Below are 14,539 nucleotides of genomic sequence, written 5' to 3'. Positions count from 1 at the left end.
AACACAAACTTGATTCAAAGCATATTATGACATTACAAAAACTTTTCACACGACAGGGCGAATGGTTGTTTCAGCATCGCAGTTACATGCCGCTTACCTTAACTCCCCTGCTTTTACTGACATTTGCTTACACCGAACCCATTATTCAGGCCGCCAACCCTGCCTTTATCAGTGTGTTCCGCACTCTTTGTATTTTAATCTCGGGCACAGGATTATTAATTCGGATACTGATCGTAGGGTTCGTTCCCAAAGGGACCTCGGGACGCAATACCGGAGGCCAAAAAGCCAACGCTCTGAACACCACAGGCATTTATTCGATCGTCCGGCATCCTCTGTATCTCGCAAATTTTATGATCTATTTGGGACTGGTCATGTACACGCTGGTTTGGTGGTTGATGCTCATTTCTATTCTGGCCTTTATTGCCTACTATGAACGGATTATGGCCCGGGAGGAAGAATTTCTCCAGGAAAAATTCGGAGAGTCGTTTACCCAATGGGCGGAGCGCACGCCGGCGTTTTTTCCAAACCTGAAATTATGGAAAAAACCTGATTTGAGATTTTCCCTTAAAAGTGTTCTCAAACGTGAACACTCGACGTTTATGACAATGATCACCGCATTTACGTTCACGCACTATGGCGCCGATTTTTTCGGAAATTTCAGGTTTGAATCCGGGTTTGGCTGGCTCGTGGCTTTTCTTTTAACATTTGCGCTCTTTTATACACTGCGCACGTTGAAGAAAAAGAAAAAACTGTCTGTTGAGGGTCGTTAATTCGACGGCTGCAGTGCCCTTTGCAACAGAACTGTCCGTTCAATCAGTCCTGCGGTCCGGCAAAAAACGCCGAGCCTATACTACACCTCATCGTACCCCCTATTCTGATATTAAGAACATGTTTACGACCCGGGTAGCGACTCTATTGACAATCAGCGAATGGCGTTTAACTCGCCTTGAAACACCGTAACGGCTTGCCCTGACAATTTAACCCGATTTCCCTCTACTTTCACGCCGACCTGTCCGCCGCGTTTGGAGACCTGATAGCCGGTCAACTCTTTTTTTTGCAGTTTTTCAGCCCAAAAGGGACCGAGTGCACAGTGCGCCGAGCCGGTGACCGGATCTTCGTCGATGCCTTCAGCCGGTGCGAAATAGCGGGAGACAAAATCATAGCGCGGTTCCAGAGCCTCGGCGGTGATCATGACACCGCGAATCGGAATCTCCGACAAGGCTGTAAAATCCGGATTCGCATCCACAACGTCCTGAGGAGACTTTAACTGTAAAAGTATGTCCAGCCGATTTTGTCCGCTGTATACCGGTGTAACGCCGAGGGCGCGCAGAAGAACCGGCGCCGTCTGGATCTCGCTCACAGGTTCCGCCGGAAAATCCATTTCCAGTCCGGATACTTTGGGCACAACCGTCAATTCACCGCTCTTTGTGAAAAAACGGATCGGAATGTCACGCGACACAATCTGCTCTTCGTAGAGGATATGAGCGGATGCCAGCGTGGCATGGCCGCACAGGTCCACTTCCAAAGCCGGTGTAAACCAGCGAAGATCATACCCGTCTGACCGCGGCACCAGGAAAGCGGTCTCGGACAGGTTCATTTCTGCGGCCACATTCCGCATCCAGGTCTCTTCCGCCGGCTGCTGCAACAGACAAACCCCGGCAGGATTGCCGCGAAAGGGAACCGTGGTGAACGAATCAACCTGATATATTTTCATAAGCATGCCTTTAAATAAAAAAAGCGTGATTGCCATAAAAACAATCACGCTTATGCATTTCAAAAAAATAGTCGTATTAATTCAGAACGCTGACATATTTTTTCTTTTTGCCGCGTGTTTCAAACTGTACCTTGCCGTCAATTTTGGCAAAAAGTGTGTCATCGTTTCCGCGGCCAACATTTTCACCCGGATGAATCCGGGTACCGCGCTGACGTACGATAATGCTGCCGGCAGTCACTTGCTGTCCGCCATAACGCTTGACACCGAGCATCTGGGGATTGCTGTCGCGTCCGTTTCGACTACTTCCGACACCCTTCTTATGAGCCATAATAATCTCCTCTTTGTATCACTCAGACTACAATGTCTTCAATCTGCAGCTGCGTATGCGCCTGACGATGTCCGCGTTTGACCTTGTAGCCTTTTCTTCTTTTTTTCTTGAACACAACGACTTTTTTACCTCTGGTGTGATCAACAACCTTGGCCGTTACTTTGGCTCCCTCTACATAAGGTGTTCCCACCTGGGTATCGCCGTCATTGGAAACCAACAACACTTTATCAAACTCGACGCTCGAGTCATTCTCATCCTCAAGACGTTGAGTGGTAATGATATCGTCCTTTTGTACTTTGAATTGCTGACCAGCGATATCGACTATTGCGTACATATTATTTCTCCGAATTTTTACGGGTCATCACACCATTTCATTCAAACAACGAACGGATATATAAAACGATTTTTGTCAATGAGTAACAATCATGCCGAAACATGATCCCGTGAATCATAAAGCTTATAAAAATAATGAATTTTACCTACAATGTCAAGCCATAAATTCATCCGTCAAATCCTTTTCACCGGTACGGTTAAGGAAGCGGAAATCATCCATACTGATATTCTCATCGGTGATCACCTTGACACGTGTCCAGTATTTCCAGCTTATTTTACGAAGCGGGTTTTTATAACCGGCGGTCAAATATTTGGCCAGTTCCGGATGCACCACAATCTGCAGACTGCGTTCGCCGCCGCTGCTTCTGTAACGTTTGATCCAGCGCTCGATTTTGGCCAGCATGGTCGATTTGGAAATAACACGTCCGGTACCCATACAAGCGGGACAGGGTTCACTGATCGAAAACAGCAACGTGGGCCTGACACGTTCACGCGTCATTTCAATGATGCCGAATTCCGACAACTTGGTGATATTCACCTGAGCGCGGTCGCGTTTTAACAAGCGCCCAAAATGCTGCTCCAGTTTGCGGCGGTTTTCGGCCTGAACCATATCGATAAAATCAATGATAATAATTCCGCCGATGTCACGCAAACGCAGCTGTTTTGAAATTTCATCTGCCGCCTGGAGATTGATATTCAGACTATTGGCGTCATGATTGGACTTGCCGCGAAAGCGGCCGCTGTTGACATCAATGGCCGTCAACGCTTCAGTATGATCAATGAACAGGTAGCCGCCTTTTTGCAGCCAGACTTTGCGGGACAGACTTTTATTAATCTGTGCTTCTATACCGTGTTTATCAAAGATCGGCGTTTTTTCCTGATGCAGTTTAACCCGTTCCACGAGCTGAGGCGACACGTCCTTGAGATAGCGGACGATTTCACGATGCATTTTTCGCGAGTCGATGATCAGTTCTGTGATATTGGAGGTAAACAAATCGCGCACCACACTGGATAATACTCCCATTTCTTTATGAACAATCGCCGGCGGATGCACGCTCTGCATATTTTTTACCATCTTTTCCCAGCGTTTGATCAACTGTTCACAATCGGCGCGCAACGCATCTTCATCCTGGTCTTCGGCCACAGTTCGGATCACAAGTCCAAATCCGGCGGGTTTAATCTCATGCCCGACCCGTTTTAGACGTCTGCGTTCCCGCCGGCGCATGATTTTACGCGAAATACCAACCATATCTTCGTTGGGAACCAGCACCAGAAAACGGCCGGCAATTGAGATATCGGTTGTCACCCGGGCGCCCTTTTTAGAAATGGGTTCTTTGGTGATTTGCACCAGTATTTTCTGTCCCTTGTGAATGGGAACATCATTATTGGAATGCGAGCGGTCAGTTTTGCCCACATGTTTAAACTGTTCTTCTTTTTTGCTCTGCGGATCAAAACCCAGTAATCTGGGGTCCAGATCGGAAAAGTGCAGAAACGCATCCTGTTTTTTCCCGATATCAATAAAAGCGGCCTGGAGTCCCCGAATAACCTTGGCAACCTTGGCATAATAAATATCCCCGACCATGCGTTCATTTTCCGGCAACTCGTAATAAAGTTCAACCAGAGATTGGTCTTCCAAAATGGCTATACGGGTCTCTCCCAATGATTCGTTAATTAATATTCTTCGTTTCATAAATCCTCACATGTTTTGCTCATGCAGTTGTAACGAAGGTATGACATCCAAGGGGGTTAACAGGTGTCCGTCAGATTCAATCCATAATGCCTCCCGGTGTACATGGGCGGATTGTACAAGGGTGTCGTGCTCCGGAAATAAAAGAGACAGCACTTCATTCATACGTACGGTTTTACCCTGATGAATATCGGCAGTCAGAGAAAAGCCATCGTCCGTGAGCTCTAATCGATTTATAAAGGGTCTGATATCAACCTGTAGTGTCTTTTTTTTCCTGTTCCGTTGAACAATCATAGATTCTTTATTTAAAAGGTCCTCTATACCGTTTGAGAGTCTTTCCTTCGTATACTGCTTTGTTATTCTGGCGCGGTATTGCGCTTTGTTAATAATGGCAGACAAAGCCCGTGGCTTTGTCTGAACTTGTTTTGATGCGATAATTTCACATCCGGCCGGTAATTGTTCCTGCAATCCGGCCAGTAGGTCCAGATCCGGTGCAGTATAAACCTGCATATCCAAATACTCTGCCTCGCTCGTCATACCCACCGAGAGCGGCGGACCAAATGCTACTTTAGGATGCGGATTATACCCTTCTGTAAACACGACGGGTATTTGAGCGCGGCGCAACGCCCGCTCAAACAGCCGCAGCATATCCAGATGTGATACAAAACGCATCTCGCTCCCTCTGCGATAATGCAGTCGGTAATACACTTTTTCATCATAGACCGGCACCGTCCTGACAGAATCTGTCTGGTTAAGGGAAACCGGGGTCGAAATATTCTGAGCAGCAGTCTGCCTGCACTCCGGATGCTGCATCAGCCCGCACTGTTTGCAGGACGAAAACCGGCAATCCGGGGTTTGCTGCTCGGCTACAGCTTTTCTGTACTCCCCTTTCAGGAATGCTTTTGTTATTCCTTTGCTGATATGATCCCAGGGCAGGGGCTGGTCAAGGTCATAATCCCGCAAATAAATATGCGGATTTATTCCGCAGGCCTCGAATGCCTGTTGATAGCGGGCAAAGGAAAAGTTTTCAGACCATCCCTCCAAATTGCCTCCCTGCTTCCATACCTGAACCAACACCTCGGCAAGACGTCGGTCACCTCGCGCGAGCACACCTTCGATAAAAGCAGTCTCCGGTTCCCGCCAACTGAGTTTGATTTTAGACTGCCGCAACCGGCTGCAGATCAACTCGATTTTGCGCCGCGTTTCCTGCATCGAGTCCTGATCGCTCCACTGAAACGGCGTATGCGGTTTGGGCACAAACGGTGAAACCGAGACATTGATGCGTTTGCCTTTATACTGTCTGGCGACAGCGAGTACTTTGAGCACCAGGTCAACCAAACCGTCCAGATCTTTATCTGTCTCTGTGGGCTGTCCGATCATAAAGTAAAGTTTGACCAGATTCCATCCCTCGCTGAACGCCAGGTCCACGGCGCGCAGCAGCTCGCTTTCCAGAGTGGCTTTGTTGATCACATTGCGCAGTCGCTGAGTACCGGCTTCCGGCGCCAGGGTAATTCCGGATTTGCGCACGCCGCGCGCATATTTTGCCACCTGCGGTGTAAAGCTCTCCGGCCTGAGCGATGGAAATGAAATACTGACTTTGTTCTGCTCAAATTCCGTATTCAGCAGATCAAGGAGCTCGTGCAACTGACGATAATCCGAAGTGGAGAGCGAAACAAGAGACAATTCATCATATCCGGTGGCAGCAATATTTTGTTTTGCCTGCTGTAAAAGCTCTTCCGTGCGCCGTTCCCGGACAGGTCGATACAGCATGCCGGCGTTGCAAAAGCGGCAGCCGCGTGAACAGCCGCGGGCAATTTCGATTGAAATCCGGTCGTGCGTGGTCTGAATGACCGGCACCAAGGGAGCATCCGGATAATAGTCAAAATCCAGCCGATCCAAAATCCGAGCTTTTACTGTTTTCGGCGTATTTGGCTGCACAGGGCTTACGGTCACAAAGGGTCCTGATTTCTCTTTTTTAAAAAACGCAGGCACATACACACCCGACATCTCTGACAAAGCAGACAAGATCGCCTGACGCCCGTTTCCCTGCTGTTTGAATTGCCGAATCGTGGCCGCCAAACGAACCACGGCCTCTTCCCCATCACCGATGACAAATGCATCCATAAACTCGGCCATGGGTTCAGGATTAAACGAGGATAATCCTCCGCCCACCACAATTGGATCGTTCTCGCGATCCTTGGCGTAAACCGGAATCCCTGACAAATCCAGGCAATTTAAAATAGTCGTATAGTGCAGTTCGTACTGAAACGTCACTCCCAGAACATCAAACTCTTTTAATGGAGTAAACGTTTCAAGACTGAAAAGCGGGGTATCCTGCTCACGCATCAGACTCTCCATATCATTCCACGGAGCGAATGCGCGTTCTGCATAAACGTAATCCAGTTTATTCAGGATATGATACAAAATCGGATAGCCCATATAAGACATACCGACCTCGTATACATCAGGAAATAATAATGCGATCCGAACATCCACCGCATTCGGTGATTTTCGAATCATATTTACTTCATTCCCTGTATAACGCCCCGGTTTTTGTACGAACGGCAGCAGCCGGTCGAAAACTTTATTTTTAAATGTAGATGATTCTGTATTCTTCACAATATATAAAATCCCCTGTTCAGAGAGGGATTTCAAAAAAACCTTGTTTTAATAAACTAGTTACCCAATGTATTTTTCATCCATTTGCCGCCCTCCTGAATGGCCTTTTCATTCAGAGGGATCAAATTTTTACGTTTAATGAAATGCGGCAGTGAATCAATAAGCGTTTGCTGATCCAGCACACCGGTTCGCTCAATATAAGCGCCCAATACAAACATGTTGGCAATGCGAGCGTCACCAATTTTTTCAGCCATCTCTGTCGCGGGGATCGCTATGGCTTCTACATCATCCCGTTTTACATCGCGGTCTATCATGGACTGATTATAAAAGATCAGCCCGCCGGACTGGACCTGGGACTCGAACTTGTCCAAAGAAGGCAAATTAAAGGCAATCAGAACGTTCGGGCGCGACACCACGGGGGAACCGATATGTTCATCAGACAGATTTACATTACAATTCGCTGTTCCACCGCGCATTTCAGGTCCGTAACTGGGGATCCAGGATACATGGTAGCCGGCCTGCATTCCGGCCTGAGCCAGTCCTACCCCGAACATCAGCACACCCTGGCCTCCGAAACCAGCTATAATCAGTTTGGGATTTTTGTATCTGGCAAGGGGTGCGGGTTTGGATTTCTCTTTTTTTCCTCCGTCGGAATTTCCAGAGATTCTTTCAGAGATTTTGTTTGAAAAACATGCCGTTCTGCTTCCCGGGGTTCAGTTTCTTTTCTTCGATCTCTAAACACGCCCAGGGGAAATATCTTTGTCATCTCATTGGTAATGTACTCCTTGGCTTTCACCGGTGACATTTTCCACCCGGATGGACACGCCGATAAAACCTCGACCAAACTGAATCCACGTCCTTCTATCTGGGTTTTCAGAGCATTGCGAACCGCGCGTCTGGTCTGGTTTGTATGCTTGGCATCCGTCAACGCCACGCGTTCAATGTAAACCGGCGCTTCGAGGGAAGACAGCAATTCACTGACCCGGATCGGATAACCTTCATTCTCAACTCCGCGTCCGTATGGCGTGGTGGTTGTCTTTTGGCCGATCAGGGTTGTCGGCGCCATTTGGCCGCCGGTCATGCCGTAAATGGCGTTATTGACAAAAAACACAGTGAGCGGCTCGCCGCGATTGGCCGCGTGCAGGATATTATTGCCGCCAATAGCAGCCAGATCGCCGTCGCCTTGATAACTGATCACAATACTGTGCGGATGAACCCGTTTTATACCGGTGGCAACGGCAGGAGCCCGCCCGTGTGCACACTGGATATTTCCGGTTGCAAAATAATAATACGCAAAAACGGAACAGCCCACCGGACTGATCATAATCGTGCGGTCCTGAATGCCAAAATCATCAAGAGCTTCGGCTATCATTTTGTGCAAAACACCGTGCCCGCATCCCGGACAGTAATGCGTTACACCCTGATTCCCGGCTTTGCGTTCATAGGTATCGTAAAAACTTTGAGATCGTCTGTATTCTTTTGCCATCGCCCAGCCTCACAACTGTTTTTCAACTTGTTCGGTTACTTCTTCCACTATCGGCACCACACCGCCCATACGGTTGTAAAAATGCACAGGACAGTCTCCGTTCACCGCCAAACGAACATCATCCACCATCTGACCATTGGACAATTCAACAACAAAAAACTGTTTTACCTGCCTGGTAAGCTCCCGGATACGTTCTGACGGAAACGGCCATAATGTTTGCGGACGGAGTAATCCAACCGGCTTGCCTTGATCGCGGAGTCTCATCTACAACCGAGTACAATATTCTGGACACCACGCCGTATCCGACAAGTATGGTTTCGGCGCCCTCGGTTTTATACTCTTCGAGCATCACTTCATTCTTTTGTACGGCTGCGTATTTCTCCTGCAATTTACGGTTATGCGCCTCAAGAATGACAGGCTCCAGATCGATAGAACATATCAGCTTGTCCGAATCCGCTCCTTCCGCATAAATCGCCCAGTCCTTTTTCGGCAGTTCCGTAACCGGATCAGGAAAGTCAACCGGCTCCATCATCTGACCGATGAATCCATCCGCCAGAATTAATGCAGGATTTCGGTATTGGTCTGCCAGATCAAAGGCCTTGATTGTAAAATCGCACATTTCTTGAGCGCTGTTCGGCGCCAGGGTGATCAACTTGTAATTGCCGTGACCGCCGCCTTTGATCATCTGATTATAATCAGATTGTTCCGGCGCGATGTTTCCCAAACCGGGACCGCCGCGCATGATATCAATGATGACAACAGGCAATTCAGAGCCGGCACAGTAGGAAATCCCTTCCTGTTTCAGGCTGATTCCCGGACTTGAAGAAGCTGTCATCGCCCGGACTCCGCCGGAGGCGGCGCCGTAAAGCATATTGATGGAAGCCACTTCACTTTCAGCCTGCAAAAAGGTGCCGCCCACCTTGGGCAGATAATACGCAGCGGCCTCTGCAATCTCAGAAGCCGGGGTAATCGGATAGCCGAAAAAGAAGCGGCATCCTGCACTGATCGCTCCTTTTACGATCGCCTCGTTTCCTTTGATGAGTTGTTTTGCCATAGCTAATTGTCCTCCACATCCTGATCAACCTGAATCACAGTAATCGCTCCGGGTTCCGGACACTGATAAAAACAAAAACCGCAGCCGATACAGCCTTTACCCGTATAAGCTGCGGGATGGTATCCAAGACGATTCAATTTTTCCTGCTGAAATAACACATCTTTGGGACATACTTGAATGCAGAGTCCGCATCCTTTACACTCATCGACATCAACAATAACTTTTGGGATCTTTGTCTGTACTGCCATAATAGTCTCACTTTTTTTACCACAGAAAATAAGCTAATCAATTCAGCCTAATTTATCAAGGACTTTTTTTCACAATAAATTCTATGTAAAATTTTGTAAAAAGGGATTTTGCAGTCGTTCTCTCTCCAGAGTCGTCGGCGGACCATGTCCGCTCAACACACGCACCGCGCCCGGATATGTATTGAATATTTTTTCTATAGACTGCAGTATATCCTGATAACTGCCGCCGGGTAAATCTGTGCGTCCGATGCCGCTTTGAAACAGGGTATCGCCGGCAAAAAGGGCATCATTGATGAAAAAGCACACACTGCCCCGGCTATGTCCCGGTGTATGCAGCACGCTGAACTCCAGATCACCCATCTTTATCTTGTCATTTTCCTTGATATAATGCTCTGCCTTGAACCCCGGAGGCGTTTCAAGTCCGAACATGGCAGCCTGGGCTTGAGCGTTTTCCACCAGTGTCTGATCCTGTTCATGCAAATAAACCGGCGCCGCTGTTTTTTCCCGTAAAGTACTGACCGCGCCGATATGATCAAAGTGACCATGCGTCAGCAAAATCCCCTGCACATTTAATGATTCTTTCCCAATCAGTGAAAGAATTTCCATGGGTTCGTCGCCGGGGTCGATCACAGCAGCCACACGGTTTTCATCATAAACAACATAGCAGTTTTCCTCAATCGCGCCCAGAATCAATGTTTCTATCTGCATAGCACCACCTGATATTGATAAAAAAACAATGCTTTATGTATCCACCTACCCATTGATACGTTTAACATTCTCTCCGCGTCCTTGTTCCCGTTTAATGCACAACCCAGAGCTGTCTCTGCGGTGTGGAAAGAAACTCGCACCCGGTTTCAGTCACCACCACAATCTCCTCAATGGTGGCAATGCCATAACCCTCCACGGTCAACCGCGGTTCGATCGTGTACACCTGCCCCGTCTCGACTTTTGAATAGGGCATATTCTTGTAACGGTCCCACTTGGGGCACAACAGCGAAGATCCGTCATGGGCCTGCCTTCCAACCTGATGGCCCAACGCATGCGGATATTCATCGTAACCGGCATCTGTAATATAATTCCGGGCCACCGCATCAACTTCCCATCCCAGCATACCCGGCTTTAGCGCCTCGGCAGCTTTCTGTATGGATTCGTAAATGGTCATAAAACCGTGCTGCACTGCATCCGGAATCTCGTCCTGTTCAGGAAAATACCAGGTCCGCTGAAGATCGGATACATACCCGTTTTTGCGAACGCCAAAGTCGATATTCATGATATGGCCGGCCTTGATCATGCGGCCGGTCGGGCCGGCGTGCGCACCCGCCGTATCGGGCCCGGTAAACACAGCCGGACAATGCGCGGGATCCCAGGCCAGGCCAAGCCCGCGCTTTTTGACTTGAGCCCGGATAAATTCGGCAACCTGCTGTTCAGAGAGACCGGGTTTGATAAAATCAGTCACGGCATCGAAAATATCCAGCGTTTCCGCAATCGCGTCCCGGATGCGATTCACCTCGGTTTCTGATTTCCGGCCGCGCAGCGCCGCCACAACGGCTTCACTGGATTCGATGCGCTCGAGATAAGGTGTATCCTTTAAATAGTCACACAGTGTCAAATAAAGGCCGTGACTGAGGCCATCCGCCATGACATCATTTTGCGAGTAATTTATTGCAATCTTTTCCGGTTTGATCCGATCTAATAGCTCCAGCAAGGGTGACTGTATGGAATCAACATAACCGATAACCTGATAATCCGCGTGATCTTTGATGTTCTGAACATCCAGACTGCCGACCAGAGCGATGCGCTCACCGGATGCTGTAAGAATAAACGCCGATGTCCAGGTACAATGCGTGCCCAGAATAAGCTCGAGCATGGGATCCGGAGTTGTGGATGTTTCGCGGGCGAACACCATCCACATATCCACATTTAATTCTTTGAGTATAGCGACAGCCTGCTGAATTTTTTCATTAACCATTTGTTCTCATCCTTACGCTTTAAATAAAGCTGAAATTTAAACAAAAAAAGGTGTCCGTCATAACGCTCCGGACACCTTTTTCCAGTCAACATAAACACGCTCTAACGTTATGCCAAACCATCCAACAGCATGCGGATACGACCCGCCAGCATCTTGTTATCAAATGGTTTGCGCAAAAAGCCGGTTCCTTCATCATAAACATTGATTTGCTTCAAAGTGTCATGCGGATGAGCCGACATGTAGAGAACTTTGATATTTTTATTTTGTTTTTTCAATTCCTGTACGATTTTAGGACCGTTTTGATAAGGTGTGATAGCATCAAGGACCACAACATCATAATCTACCTTGTTGTTAAATACATCATGAATACCGGATTCGGTCCCGTCGCAGGTTTCTACCTGGTAACCGTAATCAGACAGCACCGTATCGATCATCGGACGCACCTGTTCGTCATCTTCCACAACAAGAATTTTCTCGCTGCCGTTGATATTCTGATCGGGGAAATACTTCTCTTTGCCTTCTTTCGCTGCTTCATCGGTTTTTTCGAAATAAAGATCAAATTGAGAACCTTGTCCCGGCTGACTCTTTATATCAATATAACCGCGACTCTGATCAACAAAATTTTTGACAATAGAAAGACCCAACCCCGTGCCTTTACCGGTCTCTTTGGTTGTATAAAACGGTTTGAAAATATTTTCAAGGGTCTCTTTGTCCATACCGGTTCCCATATCTTTGATGGAAACCCGGACAAAAGTACCGGCCGGTAGCTCACCGGTCTGCAGATTCCTCGGAGAGACAAAATTAACGGTTTCGGTTGAAATGACCAGATCGCCTCCCTCCGGCATCGCATCACGTGCATTTGTGGTCAGGTTGACCAGCACATGCTCAAACTGATTTTTATCAACCTTGATAAACGCCTGTTCTGATTCAAAATCAAGCTTCAAGTGAGTGTTTTCAGGCAAAAGAGGTTCAAGGAATTGCTTTAATTTTTCAATGGATTCGTTCACATCGAACACAACGTGCTTGGGCTGATTCTTACGACTAAAGGTCAATAATCGACGCGACAAGAATTCGGCTTTTTCACTCGCACGTTCAATTTTATGGATCGTTGGCAAATGAGGCGACTCGGGATCCATTTTAACATCCAAAAGCTGGCAATATCCGCGAACAATGGTGATGACATTGTTAAAATCATGCACAATACCGCCTGCGAATTTGCCGATAGAGCCCATCTTTTCCGCCTGCTGCAGCTGAGACTGCAGATGACGCTCTTTGCTGATATCCGTGATATTCGCTTTTATGTACTTTTTCTTTCCAGGCACATCAACCAGCTCATAGTTGATATTGCAATGAAGCTCTTCTGCGTCTTTGGTTTGCATGGCAACATCAATACTGCCCTGATTCTTCTCTCCCAGATTACGGATGAACCCCATATCATCTTCAGTAATTATTTTATGAACAGGTTCACCCACCAATTCGTTCTTTTTATAGCCCAACATATGAGCAGCCGATTTATTCATCTTGTAAATCACACCGCTCAAGTCCATTTCAAGAGAGCCAATTGACAATTCATCAAGCACCTGATGTTTAAATTCAGCATCCGGTTCCGCTCCGGCGCCTGAGGACTGTTTTTTCATTTTGCGCACGTTTCCGCCCAGAGCCAGAACCCGAATCAGCAGGAACAGCACAAGCAGCAGTAAAACAGCAACACCGATCATCAGCCATTGGGCCGGTACTGAATCAACAAGCTGTTGAAAATCCATAGCAGCTGTTTGAGCCATGAGATTTTCGACACTGCAAAAAAGAATGAACATTAAGGAAAAATAAAAGGTAACAAACCCCGTCTTTTCAGCACGCTCCGATTGATCTTTTTGATAGCGCATGTCTACTCCATAATTTAATTAAACCCAGTTTCACCCTGTATCTGTTTTCGTGTATATCCACTCGATAATCATCATTCAATCGTACTGTATGCCTGGCTGAATCGCTATCTTTGAGCAAAGCACTATTCATAAAATATTAATTTATAAACAAATTACAACAAAAAAATTTGATTTTCGCAATAAAGTAACAAGAAATTGGTGAAAAGGGATAAAAAAAGGGATAAAAAAAGGGATGACAGGTCAATCCTGCCATCCCGTGGTGGTTGTTGCAGGAGGGAGGCTACTATTACAACTACAACCACCATATATTCCATCAATAAAACAGCAAAACCGGAAATAGAATTTCAAATTGTTTTCTATCTTGTTAACGCAGATATATAAATCAGGTTCCAACAATTTGTAATTTTTTAATAGCATTTAGAAAAGAATAAGGAATAGAAAGGGTGCCCAGAATAATTCCACCCTCGCGTCCACCATGGCAGTCCGATCCCCCGGTTTGAAGCAGATTATACTTTGCGGACAATTCTTCAAGATATCGAATATCACGGTTCGTGTGCTTGGGATGAATGGTCTCAAGGCCATCCAGTCCTAGCTCGGACAGCTCGCGAATCTCGGATTCTTCAATAGATCCGGTTCCGGGATGTGCCAGAAAAGTCAGTCCGCCTGCATTTTTGATCAGCTGGATGGCATCCGCCGGTGTAATGACGATTTTAGGCACATAGGCGGGCTTGCCCTCTGCCAGATACTTGTTAAATGCATCCCGTATATTAAACACGAAATTACCACGCACCAACGCTTCTGCTATATGCGGGCGCCCGATGGGAGAGGTCCCGGAAATATCCAGGACCTGCTGCATGGACACAGGAAATCCAAGATCATTCAACAGTTTTACAGTTTCCTCTGCGCGCTCTTCCCGGGCAGCTTTGAGCGTCTTGCTGTACGATTTGATCTGCGGGTGTTTAGAATCAAAACAATAACCCAGCAGATGCAGTTCCCGGTTGTTGAAATTTACACTCAGCTCTATCCCCGCTACTGTTTCGATCCCGGCCAGATTTCCGGCCCGGACAAACGATTCAATTCCGGCAGCCGTATCGTGATCGGTAATGGAAATAGCAGATACGTTCCGTTTTACAGCATAATCAACAATTTCCGCCGGAGACAGCAACCCATCCGAATATTTAGAATGAACGTGTAAATCAATTTTTTTATCCTGCATCA

At 47.3% G+C, this 14,539-nt stretch carries 13 protein-coding genes and 1 pseudogene; 1 reads left to right on the top strand and 13 read right to left on the bottom strand.

Annotated features, from left to right (window positions below):
- The first annotated feature begins 26 nt into the window (after positions 1 to 26).
- Positions 27 to 770 (top strand): isoprenylcysteine carboxylmethyltransferase family protein, encoded by a 744-nt coding sequence (locus U5R06_09280; protein ID MDZ7722974.1) that lies wholly within the window; start codon positions 27 to 29, stop codon positions 768 to 770.
- Positions 771 to 922: 152 nt separating this feature from the next.
- Here the strand turns inward: U5R06_09280 and U5R06_09275 are convergent, their stop codons facing one another.
- From U5R06_09275 to U5R06_09215, 13 genes and pseudogenes are all read right to left on the bottom strand, one after another.
- On the bottom strand, positions 923 to 1,720 hold the full coding sequence (locus U5R06_09275) for a PhzF family phenazine biosynthesis protein (protein ID MDZ7722973.1): 798 nt from the start codon (positions 1,718 to 1,720) through the stop codon (positions 923 to 925).
- 70 nt (positions 1,721 to 1,790) lie between these two features.
- A complete protein-coding gene (rpmA, locus tag U5R06_09270; protein MDZ7722972.1) occupies positions 1,791 to 2,042 on the bottom strand; it encodes a 50S ribosomal protein L27 in 252 nt (83 codons plus the stop codon).
- A 22-nt stretch (positions 2,043 to 2,064) separates the two neighbouring features.
- Positions 2,065 to 2,376 carry a 50S ribosomal protein L21 gene (rplU, locus tag U5R06_09265; GenBank protein MDZ7722971.1) on the bottom strand — a complete coding sequence of 104 codons (312 nt, stop codon included), beginning with the start codon at positions 2,374 to 2,376 and terminating at the stop codon, positions 2,065 to 2,067.
- 153 nt (positions 2,377 to 2,529) lie between these two features.
- The gene (locus U5R06_09260) at positions 2,530 to 4,065 is read right to left on the bottom strand and encodes an Rne/Rng family ribonuclease (GenBank protein ID MDZ7722970.1); all 1,536 of its coding nucleotides are present in this window, start codon (positions 4,063 to 4,065) and stop codon (positions 2,530 to 2,532) included.
- A 6-nt stretch (positions 4,066 to 4,071) separates the two neighbouring features.
- A complete protein-coding gene (locus U5R06_09255) occupies positions 4,072 to 6,681 on the bottom strand; it encodes a TIGR03960 family B12-binding radical SAM protein (protein MDZ7722969.1) in 2,610 nt (869 codons plus the stop codon).
- Between the two features lie 56 nt (positions 6,682 to 6,737).
- Positions 6,738 to 7,235, bottom strand: a complete 498-nt coding sequence (locus U5R06_09250; protein ID MDZ7722968.1) for a 2-oxoacid:acceptor oxidoreductase family protein — start codon at positions 7,233 to 7,235, stop codon at positions 6,738 to 6,740.
- 32 nt (positions 7,236 to 7,267) lie between these two features.
- Entirely contained in the window at positions 7,268 to 8,167 is a 900-nt protein-coding gene (locus U5R06_09245) for a thiamine pyrophosphate-dependent enzyme (GenBank protein MDZ7722967.1), read from the bottom strand.
- A 9-nt stretch (positions 8,168 to 8,176) separates the two neighbouring features.
- Positions 8,177 to 9,221 (bottom strand): annotated as a pseudogene (locus tag U5R06_09240) (3-methyl-2-oxobutanoate dehydrogenase subunit VorB).
- A gap of 2 nt (positions 9,222 to 9,223) precedes the next feature.
- Positions 9,224 to 9,469: a 4Fe-4S binding protein gene (locus tag U5R06_09235; protein MDZ7722966.1), complete on the bottom strand. Its 246-nt coding sequence runs from the start codon at positions 9,467 to 9,469 to the stop codon at positions 9,224 to 9,226.
- Positions 9,470 to 9,550: 81 nt separating this feature from the next.
- On the bottom strand, positions 9,551 to 10,177 hold the full coding sequence (locus U5R06_09230; GenBank protein MDZ7722965.1) for an MBL fold metallo-hydrolase: 627 nt from the start codon (positions 10,175 to 10,177) through the stop codon (positions 9,551 to 9,553).
- Positions 10,178 to 10,268: 91 nt separating this feature from the next.
- The gene (locus U5R06_09225) at positions 10,269 to 11,438 is read right to left on the bottom strand and encodes a M24 family metallopeptidase (protein MDZ7722964.1); all 1,170 of its coding nucleotides are present in this window, start codon (positions 11,436 to 11,438) and stop codon (positions 10,269 to 10,271) included.
- A gap of 107 nt (positions 11,439 to 11,545) precedes the next feature.
- Positions 11,546 to 13,321: an ATP-binding protein gene (locus U5R06_09220; GenBank protein ID MDZ7722963.1), complete on the bottom strand. Its 1,776-nt coding sequence runs from the start codon at positions 13,319 to 13,321 to the stop codon at positions 11,546 to 11,548.
- A gap of 382 nt (positions 13,322 to 13,703) precedes the next feature.
- The gene (locus tag U5R06_09215; GenBank protein MDZ7722962.1) at positions 13,704 to 14,537 is read right to left on the bottom strand and encodes a PHP domain-containing protein; all 834 of its coding nucleotides are present in this window, start codon (positions 14,535 to 14,537) and stop codon (positions 13,704 to 13,706) included.
- Positions 14,538 to 14,539: the final 2 nt, after the last annotated feature.

The organism is candidate division KSB1 bacterium, from assembly GCA_034521575.1.
Classification (GTDB): domain Bacteria; phylum Zhuqueibacterota; class Zhuqueibacteria; order Residuimicrobiales; family Krinioviventaceae; genus JAXHMJ01.
Note: the sequence above shows the minus strand (reverse complement) of the source record. Positions and strands in the feature narration are given on the sequence as shown.

Excerpts from the sequence above, each read along its gene's own strand:
- U5R06_09280 (MDZ7722974.1), top strand. The coding sequence starts at position 27 with ATGACATTACAAAAACTTTTCACACGACAGGGCGAATGGTTGTTTCAG.
- U5R06_09275 (MDZ7722973.1), bottom strand. The coding sequence starts at position 1,720 with ATGCTTATGAAAATATATCAGGTTGATTCGTTCACCACGGTTCCCTTT.
- rpmA (MDZ7722972.1), bottom strand. The coding sequence starts at position 2,042 with ATGGCTCATAAGAAGGGTGTCGGAAGTAGTCGAAACGGACGCGACAGC.
- rplU (MDZ7722971.1), bottom strand. The coding sequence starts at position 2,376 with ATGTACGCAATAGTCGATATCGCTGGTCAGCAATTCAAAGTACAAAAG.
- U5R06_09260 (MDZ7722970.1), bottom strand. The coding sequence starts at position 4,065 with ATGAAACGAAGAATATTAATTAACGAATCATTGGGAGAGACCCGTATA.
- U5R06_09250 (MDZ7722968.1), bottom strand. The coding sequence starts at position 7,235 with ATGTTCGGGGTAGGACTGGCTCAGGCCGGAATGCAGGCCGGCTACCAT.
- U5R06_09245 (MDZ7722967.1), bottom strand. The coding sequence starts at position 8,167 with ATGGCAAAAGAATACAGACGATCTCAAAGTTTTTACGATACCTATGAA.
- U5R06_09235 (MDZ7722966.1), bottom strand. The coding sequence starts at position 9,469 with ATGGCAGTACAGACAAAGATCCCAAAAGTTATTGTTGATGTCGATGAG.
- U5R06_09230 (MDZ7722965.1), bottom strand. The coding sequence starts at position 10,177 with ATGCAGATAGAAACATTGATTCTGGGCGCGATTGAGGAAAACTGCTAT.
- U5R06_09225 (MDZ7722964.1), bottom strand. The coding sequence starts at position 11,438 with ATGGTTAATGAAAAAATTCAGCAGGCTGTCGCTATACTCAAAGAATTA.
- U5R06_09220 (MDZ7722963.1), bottom strand. The coding sequence starts at position 13,321 with ATGCGCTATCAAAAAGATCAATCGGAGCGTGCTGAAAAGACGGGGTTT.
- U5R06_09215 (MDZ7722962.1), bottom strand. The coding sequence starts at position 14,537 with ATGCAGGATAAAAAAATTGATTTACACGTTCATTCTAAATATTCGGAT.